This window comes from Mycobacterium sp. E342, assembly GCF_001667665.1.
Classification (GTDB): Bacteria; Actinomycetota; Actinomycetes; order Mycobacteriales; family Mycobacteriaceae; genus Mycobacterium.
This window is the reverse complement of the sequence record NZ_LZJM01000026.1, coordinates 1-937: the sequence shown is the minus strand read 5'-3', so window position 1 is coordinate 937 and position 937 is coordinate 1. Positions and strand designations below refer to the sequence as shown.

Sequence of the window (937 nt, the reverse complement as noted above, 5' to 3'; positions counted from 1 at the left end):
GGCACTTGACGCTCCAGAAATCCCTCGGGCTTGCCAAGGTCAGCCAGACCGCGCCGTCGCCAGTCCACCGCGGCCAGGTGGACCAGTCCGTCGACGTAGGCCATCGCTAGGCCGTGCCGCAGGGTGATGTCACCGAGAAAGGGTTCGGGCAGCTCGAACCCCGGCGTGAATCCATCCACCACGCCCATCAACATGAACTCGGTGCCCAGCACTTCGGCATCTTCGCAGTAGAGCACCGGCGGTGGATGGGGCACGTCGGTGCCCTCCAAAGCCCGCAGGATGCGCCACTCCCGCAATGTATTCGAGGCAGTGGGGTGGTTCTTGACCGCCGGCGGCCGACGTAACACCCAGGCGTGTTCACCGCGCGCCACCCGGAACGACACGTTTGCCGTTCCGGTCCCCTCGCCGATCCGTTCAGCCGTCATCGGGGTCCCACAACCGGGCAACTGGTCCCCGATCCACGAATCGAGCCGATCGACGTCGAGCAGCGTCGCAGTCGAAGTCATGCACTGACGCTAACGGTGTTGACAGTTACTGTCAATCCTGTCAGCGTATGTCACATGATCGATTTCGAGCTCCCGGCGGAGATTCAGCAACTGCGTGCCCGGGTCGCCACTTTCATCGACGAGGTAGTGCTGCCAGCCGAGCCTCAAGTCGGCGCGCGGCCCTTCTTCGAAATCGTTAAAGAGCTTCAGGCCGAAGCGCGCGCTGCCGGGTTGTGGTGCCCGTTCGTTCCGGTCGAATACGGCGGAATGGGCCTCGGTCATCTGGCGAACGCGGTCGTGCAGGTCGAGGTCGGGCGCGCCTTCAGTCACCTGGGTGCCTGGGCGATGAACTGCATGGGCCCCCAGGACGCGACGATGCTCACGCTGATCGAGCATGGAACCGACGAGCAGAAAAAGCGCTATCTGGAGCCGCTGGTCAACGGTGACATTCG

General features: G+C 63.7%; 2 protein-coding genes. One reads left to right on the top strand and one right to left on the bottom strand.

Annotation, left to right across the window (positions count from 1 at the left end; all coding sequences use genetic code 11):
• Positions 1-506, bottom strand: a 506-nt coding sequence (locus tag A5692_RS01550; RefSeq protein ID WP_156765872.1) for a phosphotransferase family protein, incomplete at its 3' end; no start/stop codon positions are given.
• Positions 507-560: 54 nt separating this feature from the next.
• Here A5692_RS01550 and A5692_RS01545 point away from each other — a divergent pair.
• The coding region (locus A5692_RS01545; protein WP_197514317.1) for an acyl-CoA dehydrogenase family protein at positions 561-937 on the top strand (377 nt) is incomplete at its 3' end.